Here is a 19,522-nt window from a genome sequence, read left to right as displayed (position 1 = left end):
TCGCTTGTCCACATTAAAGACGTGCGGCCAAACGGGATTCCGACATTCACCGCCGTCCGGCGTCAGCTTTTGCGGGAACGGCTGTCTGCCATCGGCGCAGGATCTGCCTCGCATTTCGAGAGGGTCGCATCGACGACGAGGCGGTTGCTCATCGGCCGGCCAAAACCCGAACTCCAGCCGGACTGTGCACAAATCGCGCGCAATTTTCCCGCATTCAGTGATAAACACCAAAAAAGGTCGGCTGTCTTGCGGTCCGTACCCCATTTGGATGATGCTCTTTTCTCTGACTTGCATTAGAAGTTGTTTCAACGCAACCTGATGACTTTGCTGAAAAGCGGGCGGTCAACGTTGCGTATTGTCGAATTTGCGATGCGCTTTCCGGGTAGAGGGCAAAGACCCGGGAGGTGTTGAGCAATCCCGGGAAATCCTGAGGTATTGCCGAACACGAAGATCAGGGTGGTTCCATGAACCGTCCTGGGTTGAGGGACCCCCCGTCCGGTTTTCCTGGCCGGACGGAAACAAGGCTTTGCGGGACATTGTTGCAGTCCCGCAAAGCTTTTTTTATGCCTTCTTCAGATCGGGTGCGGTTTGCATGCCTTCGGCCGCCACTCTCGCGAAATTTATTGTGCGACGCAGCATTTTTGCCGCATTTGTCGATTTTCATTTCAACTCCAAGGCATTAAGCTGATTTGTCAGGCTGACGACACTGCCTTCTTCTCTTTCGTCATGCTCGGGCTTGTCCCGAGCATCTGCGACCGGTCACACGCAGCAGATCCTCGCCACAGGGGCGAGGATGACGCCGAGAAAAGAGCGAGGGTCGTCGACAGCCGAGGGATCACGCTGATCCCGATCTGGAGTTGGGGGGAAGATGACCAAGTGGGTCTATAGGTTCGGCGACGGACAGGCGGAGGGTGGCGCGCGCGACCACGAGATGCTCGGCGGCAAGGGCGCCAATCTTGCTGAAATGTGCGCTCTCGGCCTTCCCGTTCCGCCGGGACTGACGATCGTCAGCGATGCCTGCAACACCTATTACAGCAATGGCGGCCATATCGACGACCGGCTGAAGGCCGAGGTGCGCGACGGCATAGCGGCGATCGAGGCGATCACCGGCCGCCATTTCGGCTCCACCAGCCAGCCGCTGCTGCTGTCGGTGCGCTCCGGCGCCCGCGTCTCCATGCCCGGCATGATGGACACGGTGCTCAATCTCGGCCTCAACGACGAGACCGTGCAGGCGCTCGGCCATGATGCCGGCGACGCGCGTTTTGCCTGGGACAGTTACCGCCGTTTCATCCAGATGTATGCCGATGTCGTCATGGGCCTCGGCAACGACGCCTTCGAGGAAATCCTGGAGGACGAGAAGGCCAAGCTCGGCCACGAACTCGATACCGAGCTCAGCGCCACCGAATGGCAGCATGTCGTCTCCCTCTACAAAAGGTTGATCGAAGAGGAGCTGGGACAGCAGTTTCCGCAGAATCCGGAAGTCCAGCTCTGGGGTGCGGTCGGCGCCGTCTTTTCCAGCTGGAAGAGCGCGCGCGCCGTCACCTACCGCCAGCTGCACAACATCCCGGAAGGCTGGGGCACGGCGGTCAATATCCAGGCGATGGTCTTCGGCAATCTCGGCAACAGCTCGGCGACCGGCGTCGCCTTCACCCGCAATCCTTCGACCGGCGAGAAGGCGCTCTACGGCGAATTCCTCGTCAATGCGCAAGGGGAGGATGTCGTTGCCGGCATCCGCACGCCGCACAGCATCACCGAGGAGGGGCGGCTTTCCTCCGGCTCCGACAAGCCCTCGATGGAAAAGCTGATGCCGGAGGCCTTCCGCGAGCTCACCCGCATCTGCACCGAGCTCGAGATGCATTACCGCGACATGCAGGATATCGAATTCACCATCGAGCGCGGCAAGCTGTGGATGCTGCAGACCCGCTCGGGCAAGCGTTCGACCCGGGCGGCGATGAAGATCGCCGTCGACATGGTCGACGAGAAAGTGATCACCGAGGAGGAGGCGGTGCTGCGCATCGAACCTTCGAGCCTCGACCAGCTCCTGCATCCCACCATCGATCCGCGCGTCAACCGCCAGGTGATCGGCACCGGGCTGCCGGCCTCGCCGGGGGCGGCGACCGGCGCCATCGTCTTTACCGCCGAAGAGGCGGTCGAGGCGGAAGCCGAGGGCCGCAAGGTCATTCTGCTGAGGGTCGAGACCAGCCCGGAGGATATTCACGGCATGCATGCCGCCGAAGGCATCCTGACGACCCGCGGCGGCATGACCAGCCATGCGGCGGTGGTTGCCCGCGGCATGGGCATTCCCTGCGTCGTCGGCGCCGGCACCATGCGCATCGATCAACGCAACGAGCGCCTGCTCGGCATCGGCGTGACGCTGAAGAAGGGCGATATCATCACCATCGACGGTTCGGCCGGCCAGGTGCTGAAGGGCGAGGTGCCGATGATCCAGCCGGAACTGTCGGGCGATTTCGGCCGCATCATGGGCTGGGCCGACCGCGCCCGGCGCATGACGGTGCGCACCAATGCCGATACGCCGGCTGATGCCCGCGCCGCCCGCTCCTTCGGCGCCGAGGGCATCGGCCTTTGCCGCACCGAACACATGTTCTTCGAGGGCGAGCGCATCCATGTCATGCGCGAGATGATCCTGGCCGAGGATGAGAAGGGCAGGCGGCTGGCGCTCGACAAGCTGCTGCCGATGCAGCGCTTGGATTTCACCGGCCTTTTCACCGTCATGCACGGACTGCCGGTGACGATCCGCCTGCTTGATCCGCCGCTGCACGAATTCCTGCCGAAGACCGACGACGAGGTCGCCGAGGTCGCCTTCGCCATGGGGTTGGAGCCGCTTGCGCTGCGCCAGCGCGTCGATGCGCTGCACGAGTTCAACCCGATGCTCGGCCATCGCGGCTGCCGGCTGGCGATCTCCTATCCCGAGATCGTCGAGATGCAGGCCCGCGCCATTTTCGAGGCGGCGGTGGCTGCGGCGCATGAGACCGGGGCGGCCGTCGTGCCGGAGATCATGGTGCCGCTGGTCGGCCTGCGCTCCGAGCTGGATTACGTCAAGGCCTGCATCGACGCCATCGCCGGCAATGTCATGGCCGAAGCCGGCATGAAGATCGATTATCTCGTCGGCACGATGATCGAGCTGCCGCGCGCGGCGCTGCGCGCCCATGTGATCGCCGAGGCCGCCGAATTCTTCTCCTTCGGCACCAACGACCTGACGCAGACCACCTTCGGCATCTCACGCGACGACGCGTCGGCCTTCATCCCCACCTATCAGCGCAAGGGCATCATCGAGCACGATCCCTTCATCTCGCTCGATTTCGATGGGGTGGGGGAGCTGATCAGCATCGCCGCCGAACGCGGCCGGCGCACCCGCAACGACATGAAGCTCGGCATCTGCGGCGAACATGGCGGCGACCCCGCCTCGATCCGCTTCTGCGAAACGATCGGCCTCGACTACGTCTCCTGCTCGCCGTTTCGCGTGCCGATCGCCAGATTGGCGGCGGCGCAGGCGGTGATTTCGGAAAACATGTAGGACCGCGCAGCGCCGACGTCAGTGATGGTACCGCCAGCGATCGTGATAGATATAGGGTCCGTTCAGATCCCAGGCCATGCTCTGCATCAGCTCGGCACTCTGCGCCCGCGACTCGGCCCGCCGGTCGAGATCGATGCGCTGCAGGCAGGTGGCAAACGCATCGGTTCCGCGGCGGAAACCATAATTCAGGCACTTCTGCTCATCGGCCGCCCGCCGCTCTTCCGGCGTCATCGTCTGGCAGGCGGAAAGGCCGGCGGTCACGGCGAGGAGGATAAGGAGAAGGGCGATGCGCATTGGTTTGGTCCTTGCTTTTCCCTGAGGAAAAGCCATTCGGGCGAGTGCGTCAAGCGACCGCTCGTCCCTTGCCGAGTGGCCCAGGCCGGGAATTGTTTCTCCTGCGCATCCCACGCTCCGTCATGCTCGCCCTTGAGCTGCCTTGGGATCCAGCTCCGGCATGCGGCCTCAGTCAATCTTCCCGCAGTGTCAGCCGCATGGATCCCAGGGTCAAGCCCTGGGATGACGGAGGAGAGGTGGTGCCGGCACGCACAAGCCGGCGCGGAGGCGGGGTGGTGCCGCGACGCGTCGGCTCAGCAGCGATGAAACTTCAGCAGAGGCGGCGCCACACTAGCTACGGCAAATGCGGCGCCTCACAGGCTGCGCCGGCGGTGCGTTTGGCAACATCGCCACCCCACACTCCGTCATCCCAGGGCTTGACCCTGGGATCCACAGCCAAGCACTCTGCCCACATGGCAGGATATGTTTACATCGTCACCAACCAGAAAAACGGCACCCTCTATATCGGCGTGACATCCGATCTGGAGCGCCGCATCTACGAGCATCGCGAAGGACTGACACCGGGCTTTGCCTGGAAATATGGCTGCACCCCGCCTCGTCTGGTACGAGGAGTATTGGGACATCGGCAGCGCCATCCAGCGCGAGAAATCATTGAAACGATGGAACCGGCAATGGAAGATCGACCTGGTCGAGGCGATGAATCCCGAGTGGGACGATCTCTATCTTACGCTGTGGTGATGCCGGCTGTGTCTTCTGTGGTGCTCTGCGCATGGATCCCAGGGTCAAGCCCTGGGATGACGGAGGAGAGGTGGTCGCGCGAAAGATCGGCTCACCGCGAGGAGAGGTGGTGCCGGGATGCATAAGCCGCCAGCGCGGAAGAGAGGTGGTGCCGCGACCCATACGTGCGCCAGCGCGCAAGGTGGTGCCGCGACGCATCGGTTGAGCAGCGGTGAGGAACCTTCGGCGGATGCGTCGTTGCACAAGCCGCGGCATTGCGACATCCTAAAAACCGCGCCGGCTCCCAAGCTGCGCCGGCGGTGCGTTTGGCAACATCGCCAACCCCACACTCCGTCATCCCAGGGTGCTTGACCCTGGAATCCACAACCAAGCACGCGGCTTCAGTTACTTACGAGAAAAAGCCGTCAAGAGCGAGGACAACGCCTCTCGCCATCTTCACGCCGCCCCGGCGGGATCCCCGATCGGCAGCAGCGCCGGATCGAGCGGCGGGTCTTGCGGGTTCTTCGTGTCGCCCGGGTCCTGGGCCGGGGTCAGCGGCGGTTTTTCCTGGATGCGGTCGGGAATGCCGGGTGTCGGCGTCGGCCCGCGCGGTGTATCGGTCGTCGGTGTCGGGATCGGATCTCTGTTCGGCATGATCGCCTCCTTTCCAAAAGGAACGGCACCGCCGGAAGATGGTTCCGCTTTCGCCACCCACCTATGCACAAGGAGCATTCCTCTGTATGAGGAGGCCGAAAACACTGGAACCGAGCATGGCCATCCGCGATCGATTTTCGAAGAAACTGAACTGCCCGCAATGCGGCAATGCGGGTTTTGCCGAGGCCTCGGAGATCGATGATCCCAAGCGCAAGCATCCGGATTTCCAGGTCGATCAGCTGCCGCGCGGCTTTGGCGTGCAGCGGGCTTCCAACCACCAGGAAAGCTTCATGATCAAATGCGAGTGCGGCCGCAAATTTCCCTTCCGCAGCCTGGCGGAAGCGGCGGCCGAACGGCGCTAGAACCGAGACGGACGCTCAGATCCGCTCCAGCACCTCGATGAAGGCATCGGCGAAGCGCACCAGATGAGCAGTGTCCTCGTCGGGCGCCTGCATGCGGATCTCGGTGCCGTTCTGATCGAGCAGCGCCAGCACGACGCGCATGCCCTCGCCATCGGGGATGCGCAGGACGGCGATGCGGCGACAATCCTCGATCAGGCCGGCGGCCGGCAGGTCGAACAGCAGTTCGCCGCCGGAACGGCCGGCCGCCCGGCGCACCGCCTCGCAGAAGCCGGCATCGCCGCCAGCATAACCTTCGAGCGAAAGTTCGAGCTCGACGAGCTCCATCGGCAGCGTCGGTTCGGTGTGATCGATCCCGCCAAGCGCAGACGCCTGCGGCCTTGCTGCTATCTCGGGTGAAATCATCCCGTCTCTCCTGTCCGTGACCCTGGAGATGAAACCGCGGCAGAATGGCCTTTTTTTGACATATCAGCAAGGGCTTATGAAATCGGCGGTCGATTGCCCGGCGGTCTCCGCTGAATTCCATCTGATATTCCGAGACAACAGTTTCAATTCAGCCGAATCTTGCCCCAGATCCGGATAATTTTAGGCCGGCCCGGCCTAGAGTCTTTCCGGGTTAGATTGAAGCATTCTGCCGGAGCAGATTTTCGTCAGGACAAAGGCGATTGGCGACGGACATACCCCTCGGTACGTCCGAGCCGATCGCCTTTGTCCTGGCGGAAAGATGCCCGGCCCACCGGCCGCACCGCTTCGCCATGGCGAAGCGATAAGTGCGTCCGGCGATTCCAAAGTCTTGCAGATTTGCCAGACAAATCTGCGGGAGGGTTGGCTGAAACGGGCCGGCTGATCGACCGGCCGGCTTGGCCGTAGAGCTGGGCTACGCCACGCGCCGGCCGGTCGACCATCCGCCTCCGTTTGAGCCAACAGAATGCTTCAATCTAACCCGGAAAGGCTCTAAATCTGAATCAGGATCTAAATCAAAGAAATAGAGCATGATGTCGTCCGAAAACCGCTTCACACTTTTCGGCATCATGCTCTAAACAGGGAGAAGGCGATTTGCGTGGTTGATGGCGCGGCGCTGACGAGCAACCGGTAAGTTTGATGCCCATCCGTTACGACCGTCCCGTTTCCAACGCCGCCTACGCTTCGCGGCTGATCGGGGCATTTTCTCTGGTTCTGGCGCTCGCCGTGCTGATCGCCCACCGCTTCGGCGGGCTCGCCACCCCCTATCTGGTGCTGCTTTTGATCGCCGCCGCCGGCGGCGCGCTGCTTGCAGCACTGCTCGCCGCCGTCGGCCTGCGCAGCCTCTGGGTATCAGGGGCCGAAGGCGGGCTCGCCGCACTGGCGGCGCTGATCTATGCCGCCTTTCCGCTTGGCATCGGCGCCGTGGCGGCGGAGCGCTACCTCAGCCTGCCTGCGATCTACGATGTCTCCACCGATCCGGTCGCAGCGCCCGACTGGCTGTCGCCGCCGAAATCCGACCAGATCTGGCTGAAGCGCAATCCGCTGGTGACGCCGGAGGATCGCGAGAAGCAGATGGAGGCCTATCCCGAACTGACCGGCCGGCGCTATGAGGGCGCTCTCGACCGCGTGCTGGAGGCGGTGCGCAAGGTCGCCAAGCAGAGCGGCTTTACGATCGTCAGGAGCACTGGCACGAGCGAGCCGGATCGCGATCTCGAGGACAGGCCGGCAAAGCCCGACCCCGACGACGACGCCGTGACCGACGCGCCCGGCATCATTCCCGTGCCGACGCCGCGTCCCTATGACGACGACGTCGCCAAGCTGATCCGCGGCGCCAACGGCGTGACGCTGCAGGCGACCACCCGCACGCTGATCCTCGGCCTGCGCTTCGATATGGTCATCCGGCTGCGCGAAGAGGCCGAAACCACCTTCGTCGACATCCGCGTCGCCTCCCGCTACGGCCAGCACGACCTCGGCCTCAGCGCCGCAATCGCCGGCGATTATCTGAAGGCGCTCGACTCCGAACTCCTGGGAATTGCGGGTGGGTGAGCCGCGGTGCCGCCAAGGGCGGCAGCAATCGATCCAGTGAATCGATTGCAGCGGCGAACGCCCTGAGCCCAAGCGAAGGGCCGGGAGAGGGCGCGGCAGACGCGGCCCGCATACCGTGCCGCAAACTCGACGGTCCTGCGATATTGCCTAGCTCTCCTCCCTAATTCTGTGACGAGCACAGGAATGAGGGAGGAGAGGTGGAAGCAAACGCCCCGAGCCCAGCAAAGCCGGGATAGGCGCGGCAGACCGGCCCCCTTGTTGCGGGCCGCCAAAGACGCCGGCAATCATCCGACCACCAACCGATAACGCTGCAGCCTAGCGCCCAAGCTCGCCCACGGCAGCGATGATCTCCGTCGCCGTCGGGAAGATGCAAAGGCTGCTGGGTCCGTCCAGCGCCTCCATCTGTGCCCAGGCAATGGTGCCGTTCTGATCGACCAGGAAGTGACCGACGAGCTGGGTAGGGTGTTTGGCGAAGATCGCCTGATCGGCTTCGTCAAGCACGAAGCCGTCCCTGGCGTTGAGCACCGTGTTGGCTTCCATCGGCTGGATCGGTTCCGGAAACACACCCATGGGGTTGATGCGCGCCGCCTGGAACTGCGCCATCGTCGCGGTATAAGGCCATTCGGGCTGCTCGCTGCTGCCCTCGGGCAGGAACTCGGCATGCGGCACACCATAGGCGCGATGCGTGCGGCAGTCGGGATCGCACAGCAGCGTCACCGGCGTCGGACGGTGGCGGACATACAGGCGAGCGCGCTCCACCGGCGTGTTGATAACGGCCACGGTCCTCACCCCGGCGGCGCTGAGGGTGGGCTCTATGCCGGCAAGCTGCTCGAGCTGGCGCCGGCAGAACGGGCAGTGCAGCCCGCGAAAGAAGCCGATCAGGAATGGCCGGCCGCTCAAATCGGCCAAAGAGACCGTCCCGTCGAAATTGGCCGAGGCGAGCTCGAAGGCGGGCGCGGTGTTCCCAGGTTGCAGCGGGCGCTTCTGTTCTCCCATCGAGAATTCCTTTCCCGGTTCGTCTCAGGTGCAACGACCGAAATTGAATATAGCACTCGTTGCAGGAACACCCAGCGCCCGATGGTGAGATCGCCTGGAGTGGCCAGGCGTGCTTACCGCCTTGCCAGGCGCCACAGACGCATCAGTTCCACCGGAGCCGAGATCTCCGCTGTCAACACGAATGGGTCTGTCGAGCCTGAACGGGTCGGCCTTCGACTCTTGACGGGAAGACCGTGCCCCATGCCATGGATGGAATAGAGCGATACCGGGCGTGCACCTCCGGCGTTCCAGGAGGACAACTCGCCCCAGGGCTTCTTCTCGACACGGGCGCTGCTTCGATCGACAGCGTTCGCTTCAACCCATTGATCGACGCAGGCCCTCGCATTTGCCGGATTGACCGTGCGATCCGCAGTCCCCTGCCAGATGCTGATCGGCGGCCAGGAGCGTTGGCCGGGGGAGATTTCGGCAATCCTGGCGCCCCAGCCATCCGGGGGCAGTGCCGCGCCGGACTTCATTGCACGCAGCGCTGACATTGCATCGCGCACCGCGCCAACCGGCATCCCGGCGACGATGGCGGCACCTGCAAACATATCCGGATAGTTGGCGACCAACGAACCTGTCATCGCTCCGCCGGCAGAAAGGCCGACAATGTAAACGCGCGTGCGATCGGCTCGATGTCGTTTGAGGGCATGGTCAATCATCTGCTTGACGGAAAGCACCTCGCCGCGATCGCGAGCGACCTCGCTCGGACGGAACCAGTTGAAGCATTTATGAGCATTGTTGGCGTGGGTCTGCTGCGGGTAAATCAGCACGAACCCTCTCTCGCTCGCCAGTCTCGAGAAGCCGCTGGCGGCGTCCAGGCTTTCCGGCGTCTGCCGGCATCCATGAAGCACCACCACAAGGGCCGGCTTGCTTGGCAGATCGGCGGGCACGAAGCTCTTCATGACAAGCCTTCCGGGGTTGCTGCCGAATGCGGCGGTCGTCTGGAGCCTCGGTCGCTCCTGCCTGGATGGCTTGCGGCGAAGCGGACGCCATGCCTTCTCCAACAAGCGTGCGGCTCGCCGTCGCGTCGTCAACAGTCTCGACAGCGATTTGGTGAAGCCGAGCTTCAAACGACCACGCCTTCCAGCCTGGAAAGCAGAGCCTCCAAGCCAGGCTGTGCCGCATCTCGCCTCGACGACGTGCAGCAGATGAACGGTGACATGGTAGCGATGCGAAGCTGCCCGCTTCCGTCTCTTCGATAACAGATCGCATCGGCCTGCCGAACATCGCGGACCATTGCGATCGTCGAGTTGGATTGATCGTGAGAATGGAGCATGGCTGTTTCGATTTTCCTGTCTTTCATCAGAGCTGTCGCATCGAACCATGACAGTCTGGTCCGCAGGGGGAGTTCAAGTTGTCGCCCGAAACCGAAATCAATCTCGACCGTCACAGGAAGCCTTCAACCCCTTATTGGTTCCGATCTCGTGCGACAAGCCTACCAGGTCCTCGGCCGAAAGCTGCGATGCATCAGTTGCCCCTCACACTCAGATCGGTCGATGCCGTTTCATTTCCCGCATGTCTCGGTTTATGGAAGAGCAACGCATTCTTTCCAAGGAAGAAGTGGCCGATGGCCGGAGATGAAGAGAGCCCCGAAAAGCTGGAGTCCGCCTTGGCGCTTGCGGAAAGTCTTCGCGTCACGGTCGGCAATTTCGTCAGGGGCATAAGAGCGAATACAAACACGCCGACAACGTCTCAGTCTGAAACTCTGGCGCTGCTCGATCGAAGCGGCCCTCTCAGCGTCGCCGAATTGGCAAGCCGACGCAATGTCAGACATCAGAGCATGCGATTGGTCGCAGGCCAATTGGAGACCGCCGAATTGGTCAGCAAGTTGCCCAATCCGGTGGATAGCCGCAGCCGGCTTCTATCCATAACCGAGAAAGGCCGGGAAGAGCTGACCCGCTCCAGGAAGGCTCGGACGGCGGAAATTGCCGCGCTTATCGACGAGCGCTTGTCCCAGGAGGACAGGCGAACACTCGAAGCCGCAATTCGTATCATCGAAAGACTTGTTCGTCCGTAGCGTCAGGCCTTCGCTAAAGTCGCAAGAACGGTTGAGAACGTGTTCAGGCCCCAATGCTCGGCATATTTGCCGTCCTCGACACGCACGATATCGATGACATCGATGGCGACATCCCGACCGGTCGGTGGAATTCCCATCAAGGGACCGGAGTGAGTGCCACTGATCGTCTTTCGCGTTGTCACCTTGTCGCCTTCGGCGATCTGATCATGGATCGTCACTTTCATATTCGACAGCGCCGGGCGCAGGACATTTTGGAACGTGTTCCACATGCTCTGCGGGCCATTCGCCATTCCTTCCGGCGCGGCATGGTTGATGAAATCCGGGGCCATCAGGGCTTTGAACGCCGCCTCACTGCCGTCTTGAATCACTTCAACGTTGAAGCGGCGAACCACCTCTTTATTCTCGATCTCCATGATCGATCCTTTCTGCTATCCCAATGCCGATTTATACAGGTAAACTGTATAAATCGGCAACCGACTTTTCGTCGCTTTTCCAGCGCCATCGTGGCAGATCGGCGCAGCCAGCCCCGCATCCGGCTGCCATCCCGTAAACGGGGCGAAAGGGCATGCCGCGACGTTTCCGTTCCACGCTCGTCGGCCGGAAGCATCTCCGCATCTAACCCGACTTGCGCATCTCGGCATCGCGCCACTGCTGCCATTGCTGTCGCAGCCGGCTCCTGGACATGCCGATGGATTCAGCCAGAATCTCGACCTTGAGGATCCGTTCGGTGCGGAAGTGACGGAAGGCCTGTTTCGATTGGCACCAGGCGATCAGCAGGCTGTGCCTATCGGCATAGCCGAGAAGCACGGGCCAGACGATGCGGCTGCTGATCGTCCCGTCCGCCGCGCGATAGTCGAGTTCCAGCTTGCGGCCTTCCCGGATCGCCGACCTCAGAGGACGCGTGTCGAGCGTCGCATCGCCGCCGATATCGTCCGGTTTGATGCCGACCGCGGGCTCGGCAATAAAGGGAAGCAGCTCCGGCGGCATGACCGAGGTGATCTTGGCCATGACATCGCTGGCGGCGTTGCGGATGGCCGCATCATTCAGCCTTGCCGCCATCTGCACGCCGAGCACGACCGCCTCGATCTCGTCGGGCGTCAGCATCAGCGGCGGCATGTCGTAGCGCGGATCGAGCACATAGCCGAACCCGGACTCGCCTTCGATCGGAACACGCTGGGCAATCAGATGGGCGATATCGCGATAGACGGTCCGCCTGGCGACCTCCAGTTCATCCGCGAGCGCCGACGAGGTCACCGGCCGGCTCGACCGGCGAAGAATCTGGATGATCTGAAAAAGCCGCTCTGCTTTTCGCATGCCTGCTGACTCCTGCTGCCACAACGCTGTCAGCACGGCTGTGTGACAAAGGCAAGCCAAGAGATCGTCGCGCACCCATCATCGCGCACCCACGGAGAAGATCATGAAATTCGCATCCACCCGCCTCATCGCCGCCGATATCGCCAGCATGGTGGCCTTTTATGAGCTTGTGACCGGCTGTCGCGCCGAATGGCTTGCGCCCGTCTTCGCCGAGATCGTCACACCAGGCGCCACTCTCGCCATCGGCAGCGCGGAAACGGTGGCGCTGTTCAGCGAGGGGAGTGCCGAGCCAGGAGCCAACCGGACGGCCATTCTCGAATTCATGGTGTCGGATGTCGATGCGGAATTCGCCCGGCTCAAGGACCGGGTCACGGTCGTGCACGCGCCCAAGGATCTGCCATGGGGCAACCGGACAGTGCAGTTTGCCGACCCCGAGGGGACCCGCATCGCCCTCTATACGCCTGTCACCGAGGCCGCCAGACAGCGTTTCGCCGGCCGTTGATGCTGGCAAGGGCGAGGGGTCTCACTCCAGCACCAGCCATCCCGAATAGCGCACCACCAGCCCAGTCAGCCGCCCGCCGATCTCGACGTGGAAGTGGAAGCGCCCATCGCGCTCCTCCTCGTAGGTATCGCCGCCCGGCGCCAGGAACAGCGGCAGCGGAATGCCGCAAAAGCGCCAGCCGCGCACGATGAGGCGCAGCTTCTGCCCCTCCGGCACCAGCGCCAGCAGCACCCGGAACGGCCCGAACACCTCGACGAGCAAGTGGCTATCGCGGCCGGGGCCGGCGGCCTGCCAGCTGCGGAAGGTCTTGCTGCCGAAACTGCGCGTCCAGATCTCCCGCTCGCCCTCGGCGACAAAGCGCACCGCGACCGGCACATCCTCGCCGGCGGCGGGAAAGCCGATGAGGCCGGCGATCAGCCGGGCGAGGAGACCGCTGCCGCGCTCGATCCGCGCCCGGCCGGAGGCAAGCCGGGTGCCGCCCGCATGGATCGCCGCCAGCGCCGGCGGCAGCTTCTCCCAGGCGTCGCCGAGAATGCGCCGGTAGAGCGGCTGGGCCTCTTCCTGGTGATCCAGCCGGACGCCTGAAGCGATGGAGAACTGGCTGAAGGCCGCTTCGAAATCCGCAAGCGACAATTCCCCCGCCGCCGGCCGGGCGCCGCTTTCCGGCCGTTGGCCGTCGAGCAGCCGGCGCACCAGCAGCTCGACGCCGAGAACCGGAATGAACGGCCCGTCATCACCTTCGGCAATCAGCGACCAATCCGCCGTCAACCGCCGCCCCTCATGATCGAGGCCGCCCAGGCGCACGAACATGCCGCCGCGATGCGCGCCGGCGGCGAAGCGATGGCTGGCCGCCTGCAGCGCCCGGGCGAACGGCGTGAGCGACGGCAACAGCCCGATCTCGACCAGCCGGGCGGCAAATCTCAAGAGCCGCTGCAGCGCCTGCGGCTCGGTGCCGACGCCGGTGAAGGTGGATTGCAGGCCGGCAAAACGATCAGGCAGCAGCGCCAGGTCGGGCGCATCGACCAGCAGGAATTTCCGGCTGGCGAGCGGCGCCACATCGGGCGGGGCGATCGTCACCCGCATCTCATCGATCAGCCCGCGCCCCTCGGCCGGCCGGCCCTCGCGCAGCACCGCCACCGGCTTACCGGCGTAACTTGCGATCGCCCTGACGACATTGAGGCCGATCTTCACATGCGCCGAGGGGGCAATGCCGGCCGCCACGCTTTCGATGCGGGAGAAATGCGGCGCCATCGCCTCCAGCGCCCCAAAGGAGAGCGCCGGCAGGCTGCTCAGCCCCGAGAGCACGAAGATGCCCTTGGCCTTCGCCTGCGCATCCAGCCTACCGATGCCGGCGACAAAGCCGGTGCTGTCGGCGAGATCGGCATAATCGATGCCGAGGTCGATGCAGGCCCGCACCAGCTTATAGCCATCGCCGGTGAAGCTCTGGAACGGCCCGGAGGCATCGACGACGAGATCGGGCCTCAGCCGCGTCAGCTGCTCCCGGAGATCGCCGTCACGATCGAACACCACCGCCTGCAGCCAGGCGCCGAGATCGTTGCCGCCGAGGCGCCCGGCGCCGCCCTTCGGCGATCGCATATCGAAGACGAAATCATCGGCCTTTTCGAGCGAACGGCCGGCGATCAGCAGCCTGAGCCTGGGCTCCTCGCCGAGCAGCCGGGCGAGCCGGCCGCCGAAGGCGCCGTAGCCGCCGATGATCAGCAGGGAAAAGGTGCCGCCGCTCATGCGATGAAGCGGCCGCGCTGCTCCGGCGTCGGCACCATGCAGCTCTGCCGTCCGGCAATCTTCAGCCGGTTGCGGGCGATGAATTCATAGATCGCGTCGGCTGCACGCCGCGGCAGCAGCCGGAACAGCCTCACCAGCGAATAGGGAAAGCCGAGCCCGGCCACCATGCGGATCGAGCCATCGGACTTGAAGAAGGCGCGGCCCTTCTCGATGAGGATATTGGTTTCGTAATCGCGGCAATCGAGCCCGTAATGCCGGTAGAGCGCCTGCCCGAGCGACGACTGTGCCGCGACGAAGCGGTAGCGCTGCCGCCTGTCGTGCTTCAGCGCGAATTTCACCCAGCCGGAGCAGAAGACGCATTCGCCATCGAAAACGATGAGCGGCCGGTCATCGGCGAAGGCGGGAACGGCGGGATCGGTGCGATAGCTGTAATCGGCGCGGCCCATGCTGATCTCCCTCCGCCTTTCATTACCCCGGCCAATAGCGCGCGGCAAGCGAGGGCGGCCCATCCGCTGCAATCTCGCCGCGCTCCATGAGATGCTCGATATGGGCGAGCACGGAAAGGGCCGCCGCGCCGTGCAGCTTCGGATCGGTATCGCGATAAATCGCCTTCACCATCTCCGCAATCTCCCGATCGCCGGCCGCAACCCGCGCCAGCACCGCCTGCTCGCGCCCGAGGCGATGCGCCTTCAGCGCCGGCAGGAAAGTCTTCGGCTCGCTGACCGGCCCGCCATGGCCGGGCAGCAGCAGGCCGTCTTCGCGCGCTATCAGCCTGTCGAGCGAGGCCATGTAATCCGCCATCGTCCCGTCCGGCGGTGCGACGATCGAGGTCGACCAGGCCATGACATGATCGCCTGAGAACAGGATGTCGCGGCCCTCGAGCGCGAAGGCGGCATGATTGGCCGTATGCCCCGGCGTCAGCACCGCCGTCATCGCCCAGCCGTCACCCGTTATCGTCTCCCCATCGCCGAGCGCGATATCCGGCGCGAAATCCATATCCGCGCTTTCGGCGAAGGGATTGACCTCGCCTTCCCGCAGCGGCCGCGCCGGCCGATGCGGCCCTTGCCCCACCGTCACCGCCCCCGTTGCCGCCTGCAGCCGCCGGGCAAGCGGCGAGTGATCGCGATGCGTATGGCTGACGAAGATATGCGTCACATCACGCCCGCCGATCGCAGCCATCAGCGCGTGATAATGCGCCTCGTCCTCCGGCCCGGGATCGATGACGGCAAGCGAGGAGGAGCCGACGAGATAGCTGTTGGTGCCGAAAAAGGTGAAAGGCCCGGGATTTTCCGCCGTGATGCGCTCGACATCGGGAGCAACCGGCACGGCCCGCCCATAGGCCGGCTCGAAAGCTAGGTCGAATGCGGGATTTTCCATGCCGGACGATGATCTCAGGTTGATAATATCGCGGCATGCTAGCACGCCGCCCGCCGCTTCGCGCGCAGAAATCTGCCGCAGGCGCAACTTAGTCATTGTGACAGGCAAAGAGCTTTGCTAATCAGGCGTCGATTTCTGAGCAAGCGGTTCGCCGCTCAAGCTCTGGTGGGGCGTAGCCAAGCGGTAAGGCAGCGGTTTTTGGTACCGCCATCCCCTGGTTCGAATCCAGGCGCCCCAGCCAATCGCCGAGGGTCCCTTCTGGACACAAGAGTTACGGCTTTCCTGAGAAATGGCTAACTCTATTGCGTGAACCTCCGGTGCGGAAGGGCGATGTCGAGATGCTTCGCCAGAAGCAGGGCCGCTGAATGCGAAGATGCTAGCAAATGCGACAAAATCACGCCGTTGCATCAACCTGTGATTTTAAATGCAAAACGCTGGCGAAACAGTGACCATTGTTCCAGATTTCAATCAACGATTCGCAAGTCACCGGATTGCATGACGTGATGGGTTTACACCGCCTATCTCGGCAATGTGGCAGACGTTTCTGCAAGGAGTAGAATATTGCCGCGAATATTTGATAACATTGAAAAGGGTCTTTTACCCGCCCTTCGGCAGACCTTACAAATTTCTTCGCACGGCGACTTTTGTGTCGGCTACTTCAATCTGCGCGGTTGGAAATCAATTGACGACTTGATATCCGTTTGGCCGGGCGGAGATGGCGGGCAATGCCGTCTCCTTGTAGGTATGCAACGCCTTCCTCAGGACGACTTGAGGATTGCCCTCGGCAATGACAGGGATGACCAGTCGCTCGACAATCAGACAGCCCTTCGTCTGAAAAAAAAGCTGGCTGAGGACTTTCGCATTCAATTGACCTTGGGCATGCCCAACAACGCCGACGAAGCGGGGTTGCGGCGGTTGGTGGATCAACTAAAGTCAAAGCAGGTCACAGTTCGGCTGTTCCTCAAGCATCCACTGCACGCAAAGCTGTATCTTTTATTCCGTCCTGATCCCAATAATCCAATCACTGGCTTTTTGGGGAGCAGCAATCTTACCCTTTCAGGGCTCTCAAAGCAGGGCGAGTTAAATGTCGATGTACTTGATCACGATTCTACGACGAAGCTCGCGAAATGGTTTGACGATCGTTGGTCCGACCGCTGGTGCATCGACATCACGGATGAATTGATCGAGGTCATCGAGGAAAGTTGGGCCCGCGAGAAACCGATCGACCCCTATATAATCTACGTGAAGATGGCCTACCATCTTGCCCAAGAGGCGCGTGCAGGACTCAATGAATTTCGAATTCCGCCCGAGTTCGGCAAGCGGCTTTTTCCCTATCAGGAGGCGGCCGTCAAAATCGCTGCGCATCATCTTAACAAGCGCGGTGGCGTTTTGATCGGCGATGTGGTGGGCCTCGGCAAGACGCTGATGGCCACCGCCTTGGCAAAAATCTTTCAGGATGATCATTTCACAGAAACGTTGATTATATGTCCGAAGAACCTCGTGAAGATGTGGGAGGACTACGTTTCCGAGTATCGGCTGCTTGCTAAGGTTCTTTCGGTGACACGGGCCACCCGCGAATTGCCCGAGCTCCGTCGTTATCGCGTGGTGCTCATCGACGAAAGCCACAATCTTCGCAACAGAGAAGGGCGAAGATACCGCGCGATACAGGAATACCTCACGGAAAATGAAAGCCGCTGTATTCTCCTTTCCGCCACGCCCTACAACAAGACCTACGGCGATCTTTCAAGCCAGTTACGCCTGTTCGTTCCCGAAGATCGCGATATCGGCGTCAGGCCGGAGCGCTTGCTTCAGGATATCGGAGAAACGGAGTTTATAAGGCGCCACCAGTGCTCAGTTCGGTCCCTCGCTGCTTTCGAGAAGAGCACTTACGCAGATGACTGGCGCGAATTGATGCGTCTCTACATGGTTCGTCGGACTCGCACGTTTATTCAGGACAACTATGCCCAGACCGACGACCCGGACAATGGTCGCAAGTTCTTAACATTTGAAGACGGAACACGCTCCTACTTCCCCGAGCGTGTTCCGCGCACACTTCGTTTCAAGATCGATGAGAATGACTCCAGCGATCAGTACGCAAGACTTTACGCGGCGCCGGTTGTCGATGCGATCAACCAAATGCATTTGCCGCGTTACGGCTTAGGGAACTATGTCGCGCCCAAACCCCACAAGCCGCCAACGCCTAAAGAAGCAAAGCAACTTGATGATCTTTCTCGCGCGGGTAAGCGGCTCATGGGGTTCTGTCGCACAAACCTCTTTAAACGCTTGGAAAGCAGCGGCGAGGCATTTCAGCAGTCGTTGGAACGCCATATCCTTCGAAACTACATCTTTTTGTACGCCATAGAGAACGATCTTCCGTTGCCGCTCGGCACGCAGGATGCGGGGCTATTGGACACTGCCAACTACGACGAGGATATCGACGATCAAAGTGCTGACGCAGAACTCTTTTCGGAAGGAGAGGACGAGAATACTCAGGAGTTCGAAGCGCTTGATCTGCGCGACGAGGCTGCTTTCCGAACACGTGCCGCGGCGACCTACAGCGTCTATGCCGGTCAATTCAAACGACGCTTCAAGTGGCTACGGCCCGATTTGTTCGTCGCACAATTGAAGAAAGATCTGACGACCGACAGCGCTCGGCTTCTAAAGATTCTGCGCGACTGCGGTGATTGGAACCATACGAGGGACACCAAGCTCACCGCTTTGATCGAACTGTTGACCAGCAAGCATCAAAAAGAAAAGGTGCTTATTTTCTCACAGTTTGCGGACACGGTTCGCTACCTTGAGCGTCGACTGAAAGGTGCCGGCATTAATTCTATCGCCGCTGTTTCCGGCGAAACGTCGGACCCAACAGCATTTGCTTGGCGGTTTAGCCCAAACAGCAACAACAAGCGCAACAAGATCAAACCCGAAGAGGAACTGCGCATACTGATCGCTACCGATGTGCTCAGCGAGGGCCAGAACCTTCAAGATGGTGCGATCCTTGTGAACTATGATCTACCGTGGGCGATCATCAGGCTCATCCAGCGAGCGGGCCGCGTGGATCGAATTGGGCAGAAGGCAGAGAAAATCCTCTGCTACTCGTTCCTTCCGGCTGATGGTGTGGAGCGCCTGATCCAGCTCCGCTCGCGCGTTCGCCAACGGCTGAAGGAAAACGCCGAAGTTGTGGGAACCGACGAAGCATTCTTCGAGGATGAGGGCGAGCGTGAGGAACTTGTCGATCTCTACAATGAGAAATCCAATATACTTGACGGGGAAGCAGAAGGAGAAGTCGATCTGGCTTCTTACGCCTATCAGATCTGGAAAAACGCGATTGACACGAATTCTGCCTTGCAGAAATCCATCCCTGACCTTCCGTCCGTCGTCTACTCCACAAAGGCTTTCACGCCGCACGATGGACGTCCCAACGGTGCGCTCGTCTATATGCGCACGGCCCAAGGCAATGACGCTCTGGCGTGGGTGGATAAGGATGGTGCGAGCGTCACCCAATCGCAATTTGAAATTTTGAAAGCCGCCGCCTGCGAGCCAAACACACCTGTTTTGCCGCGACAGGAGGAACACCACGGCATGGTGGCGAAGGGTGTCGAACATATCGCCGCTGAGGAGAAGCAAGTCGGCGGGCAACTCGGTCGCCCATCCGGAGCACGTTTTCGAACATATGAGCGGCTCAAGCGCCATGCCGACAAGGTGAAGGGCACGCTGTTTGATCTCCCTGAGCTCGGCAAAGCCATTGAAGAGATCTACCGCTTTCCTTTGCGTCAATCGGCAACGGATACTCTTAATCGTCAGATGAAAGCTGGCATTAGCGATGACAAGTTGGCCGAACTGGTTTTGGCGTTGCGCGAGGAGGATAGGCTTTGCCTGATCCATGATGAAGAACACTCTGGCGAACCGCAGATTATCTGCTCGCTGGGGCTGGCGCGCCCGATGGTTTGATGAAAGGGACT

General features: G+C 61.7%; 17 protein-coding genes, 1 tRNA gene and 1 pseudogene. 9 read left to right on the top strand and 10 right to left on the bottom strand.

The window, feature by feature from the left end; translation table 11 throughout:
- Positions 1 to 868 precede the first annotated feature (868 nt).
- Complete coding sequence (gene ppdK, locus J7U39_RS14915; protein ID WP_210628885.1) at positions 869 to 3,535, top strand: pyruvate, phosphate dikinase; 2,667 nt, start codon at positions 869 to 871, stop codon at positions 3,533 to 3,535.
- 18 nt (positions 3,536 to 3,553) lie between these two features.
- Here ppdK and J7U39_RS14910 read toward each other — a convergent pair whose 3' ends face one another.
- Positions 3,554 to 3,829 (bottom strand): hypothetical protein, encoded by a 276-nt coding sequence (locus J7U39_RS14910; RefSeq protein WP_210628884.1) that lies wholly within the window; start codon positions 3,827 to 3,829, stop codon positions 3,554 to 3,556.
- A gap of 452 nt (positions 3,830 to 4,281) precedes the next feature.
- Here J7U39_RS14910 and J7U39_RS14905 point away from each other — a divergent pair.
- Positions 4,282 to 4,567, top strand: a pseudogene (locus tag J7U39_RS14905) (GIY-YIG nuclease family protein).
- Between the two features lie 435 nt (positions 4,568 to 5,002).
- Here J7U39_RS14905 and J7U39_RS14900 read toward each other — a convergent pair.
- On the bottom strand, positions 5,003 to 5,200 hold the full coding sequence (locus J7U39_RS14900) for a hypothetical protein (RefSeq protein ID WP_029531594.1): 198 nt from the start codon (positions 5,198 to 5,200) through the stop codon (positions 5,003 to 5,005).
- Between the two features lie 116 nt (positions 5,201 to 5,316).
- On the opposite strand from J7U39_RS14900, the gene J7U39_RS14895 reads away from it, so the two are divergent.
- Positions 5,317 to 5,562: a hypothetical protein gene (locus tag J7U39_RS14895; RefSeq protein ID WP_064706406.1), complete on the top strand. Its 246-nt coding sequence runs from the start codon at positions 5,317 to 5,319 to the stop codon at positions 5,560 to 5,562.
- A 15-nt stretch (positions 5,563 to 5,577) separates the two neighbouring features.
- Here the strand turns inward: J7U39_RS14895 and J7U39_RS14890 are convergent, their stop codons facing one another.
- A complete protein-coding gene (locus tag J7U39_RS14890) occupies positions 5,578 to 5,964 on the bottom strand; it encodes a hypothetical protein (RefSeq protein WP_210628883.1) in 387 nt (128 codons plus the stop codon).
- Positions 5,965 to 6,660: 696 nt separating this feature from the next.
- On the opposite strand from J7U39_RS14890, the gene J7U39_RS14885 reads away from it, so the two are divergent.
- Positions 6,661 to 7,569 (top strand): DUF1499 domain-containing protein, encoded by a 909-nt coding sequence (locus J7U39_RS14885; protein ID WP_210628882.1) that lies wholly within the window; start codon positions 6,661 to 6,663, stop codon positions 7,567 to 7,569.
- A 315-nt stretch (positions 7,570 to 7,884) separates the two neighbouring features.
- Here the strand turns inward: J7U39_RS14885 and J7U39_RS14880 are convergent, their stop codons facing one another.
- Both J7U39_RS14880 and J7U39_RS14875 read right to left on the bottom strand, forming a co-directional pair.
- Entirely contained in the window at positions 7,885 to 8,565 is a 681-nt protein-coding gene (locus J7U39_RS14880) for a peroxiredoxin-like family protein (protein ID WP_210628881.1), read from the bottom strand.
- A 113-nt stretch (positions 8,566 to 8,678) separates the two neighbouring features.
- Positions 8,679 to 9,509 carry a PHB depolymerase family esterase gene (locus J7U39_RS14875; RefSeq protein ID WP_247241675.1) on the bottom strand — a complete coding sequence of 277 codons (831 nt, stop codon included), beginning with the start codon at positions 9,507 to 9,509 and terminating at the stop codon, positions 8,679 to 8,681.
- Between J7U39_RS14875 and J7U39_RS31815 the strand changes: the two genes are divergently transcribed.
- Both J7U39_RS31815 and J7U39_RS14870 read left to right on the top strand, forming a co-directional pair.
- Positions 9,508 to 9,759, top strand: coding sequence for a hypothetical protein (locus J7U39_RS31815; protein ID WP_247241674.1), 252 nt, complete (start codon positions 9,508 to 9,510; stop codon positions 9,757 to 9,759). The two genes, J7U39_RS14875 and J7U39_RS31815, sit on opposite strands and share 2 nt — an antisense overlap.
- A 202-nt stretch (positions 9,760 to 9,961) precedes the next feature.
- Entirely contained in the window at positions 9,962 to 10,624 is a 663-nt protein-coding gene (locus J7U39_RS14870) for a MarR family transcriptional regulator (protein WP_210628879.1), read from the top strand.
- A gap of 2 nt (positions 10,625 to 10,626) precedes the next feature.
- On the opposite strand, the gene J7U39_RS14865 is transcribed toward J7U39_RS14870, so the two are convergent.
- Positions 10,627 to 11,037: an ester cyclase gene (locus J7U39_RS14865; RefSeq protein ID WP_210628878.1), complete on the bottom strand. Its 411-nt coding sequence runs from the start codon at positions 11,035 to 11,037 to the stop codon at positions 10,627 to 10,629.
- Between the two features lie 202 nt (positions 11,038 to 11,239).
- The gene (locus tag J7U39_RS14860; RefSeq protein WP_210628877.1) at positions 11,240 to 11,938 is read right to left on the bottom strand and encodes a YafY family protein; all 699 of its coding nucleotides are present in this window, start codon (positions 11,936 to 11,938) and stop codon (positions 11,240 to 11,242) included.
- A 103-nt stretch (positions 11,939 to 12,041) separates the two neighbouring features.
- On the opposite strand from J7U39_RS14860, the gene J7U39_RS14855 reads away from it, so the two are divergent.
- Positions 12,042 to 12,440 carry a VOC family protein gene (locus J7U39_RS14855; protein ID WP_210628876.1) on the top strand — a complete coding sequence of 133 codons (399 nt, stop codon included), beginning with the start codon at positions 12,042 to 12,044 and terminating at the stop codon, positions 12,438 to 12,440.
- 21 nt (positions 12,441 to 12,461) lie between these two features.
- On the opposite strand, the gene J7U39_RS14850 is transcribed toward J7U39_RS14855, so the two are convergent.
- Genes J7U39_RS14850 through J7U39_RS14840 form a run of 3 tightly spaced genes read right to left on the bottom strand, consistent with a single transcriptional unit; the run spans position 12,462 to position 15,560 of the window.
- Positions 12,462 to 14,183: a DUF4166 domain-containing protein gene (locus J7U39_RS14850; protein WP_210628875.1), complete on the bottom strand. Its 1,722-nt coding sequence runs from the start codon at positions 14,181 to 14,183 to the stop codon at positions 12,462 to 12,464.
- Positions 14,180 to 14,629 (bottom strand): DCC1-like thiol-disulfide oxidoreductase family protein, encoded by a 450-nt coding sequence (locus J7U39_RS14845; protein ID WP_210628874.1) that lies wholly within the window; start codon positions 14,627 to 14,629, stop codon positions 14,180 to 14,182. Before J7U39_RS14845 ends, J7U39_RS14850 begins: the two co-directional genes overlap by 4 nt.
- Before the next feature lie 22 nt (positions 14,630 to 14,651).
- Complete coding sequence (locus tag J7U39_RS14840; protein ID WP_210628873.1) at positions 14,652 to 15,560, bottom strand: MBL fold metallo-hydrolase; 909 nt, start codon at positions 15,558 to 15,560, stop codon at positions 14,652 to 14,654.
- A gap of 166 nt (positions 15,561 to 15,726) precedes the next feature.
- On the opposite strand from J7U39_RS14840, the gene J7U39_RS14835 reads away from it, so the two are divergent.
- A tRNA-Gln gene (locus J7U39_RS14835) sits at positions 15,727 to 15,801 on the top strand.
- A 320-nt stretch (positions 15,802 to 16,121) separates the two neighbouring features.
- A complete protein-coding gene (locus J7U39_RS14830; protein WP_210628872.1) occupies positions 16,122 to 19,511 on the top strand; it encodes a helicase-related protein in 3,390 nt (1,129 codons plus the stop codon).
- The last annotated feature ends 11 nt before the right edge of the window (positions 19,512 to 19,522 follow it).

The sequence above is a fragment of the Rhizobium sp. NLR16a genome, assembly GCF_017948245.1.
GTDB lineage: Bacteria > Pseudomonadota > Alphaproteobacteria > Rhizobiales > Rhizobiaceae > Rhizobium.
The sequence above is the reverse complement of the archived record's forward strand: the minus strand, read 5'-3'. Positions and strand labels throughout refer to the sequence as shown.

Bases quoted from the DNA above. Each gene is read 5' to 3' on its own strand.
- ppdK (WP_210628885.1), top strand. From the start codon at position 869: ATGACCAAGTGGGTCTATAGGTTCGGCGACGGACAGGCGGAGGGTGGC.
- J7U39_RS14910 (WP_210628884.1), bottom strand. From the start codon at position 3,829: ATGCGCATCGCCCTTCTCCTTATCCTCCTCGCCGTGACCGCCGGCCTT.
- J7U39_RS14900 (WP_029531594.1), bottom strand. From the start codon at position 5,200: ATGCCGAACAGAGATCCGATCCCGACACCGACGACCGATACACCGCGC.
- J7U39_RS14895 (WP_064706406.1), top strand. From the start codon at position 5,317: ATGGCCATCCGCGATCGATTTTCGAAGAAACTGAACTGCCCGCAATGC.
- J7U39_RS14890 (WP_210628883.1), bottom strand. From the start codon at position 5,964: ATGATTTCACCCGAGATAGCAGCAAGGCCGCAGGCGTCTGCGCTTGGC.
- J7U39_RS14885 (WP_210628882.1), top strand. From the start codon at position 6,661: ATGCCCATCCGTTACGACCGTCCCGTTTCCAACGCCGCCTACGCTTCG.
- J7U39_RS14880 (WP_210628881.1), bottom strand. From the start codon at position 8,565: ATGGGAGAACAGAAGCGCCCGCTGCAACCTGGGAACACCGCGCCCGCC.
- J7U39_RS31815 (WP_247241674.1), top strand. From the start codon at position 9,508: ATGACAAGCCTTCCGGGGTTGCTGCCGAATGCGGCGGTCGTCTGGAGC.
- J7U39_RS14875 (WP_247241675.1), bottom strand. From the start codon at position 9,509: ATGAAGAGCTTCGTGCCCGCCGATCTGCCAAGCAAGCCGGCCCTTGTG.
- J7U39_RS14865 (WP_210628878.1), bottom strand. From the start codon at position 11,037: ATGGAGATCGAGAATAAAGAGGTGGTTCGCCGCTTCAACGTTGAAGTG.
- J7U39_RS14860 (WP_210628877.1), bottom strand. From the start codon at position 11,938: ATGCGAAAAGCAGAGCGGCTTTTTCAGATCATCCAGATTCTTCGCCGG.
- J7U39_RS14855 (WP_210628876.1), top strand. From the start codon at position 12,042: ATGAAATTCGCATCCACCCGCCTCATCGCCGCCGATATCGCCAGCATG.
- J7U39_RS14850 (WP_210628875.1), bottom strand. From the start codon at position 14,183: ATGAGCGGCGGCACCTTTTCCCTGCTGATCATCGGCGGCTACGGCGCC.
- J7U39_RS14845 (WP_210628874.1), bottom strand. From the start codon at position 14,629: ATGGGCCGCGCCGATTACAGCTATCGCACCGATCCCGCCGTTCCCGCC.
- J7U39_RS14840 (WP_210628873.1), bottom strand. From the start codon at position 15,560: ATGGAAAATCCCGCATTCGACCTAGCTTTCGAGCCGGCCTATGGGCGG.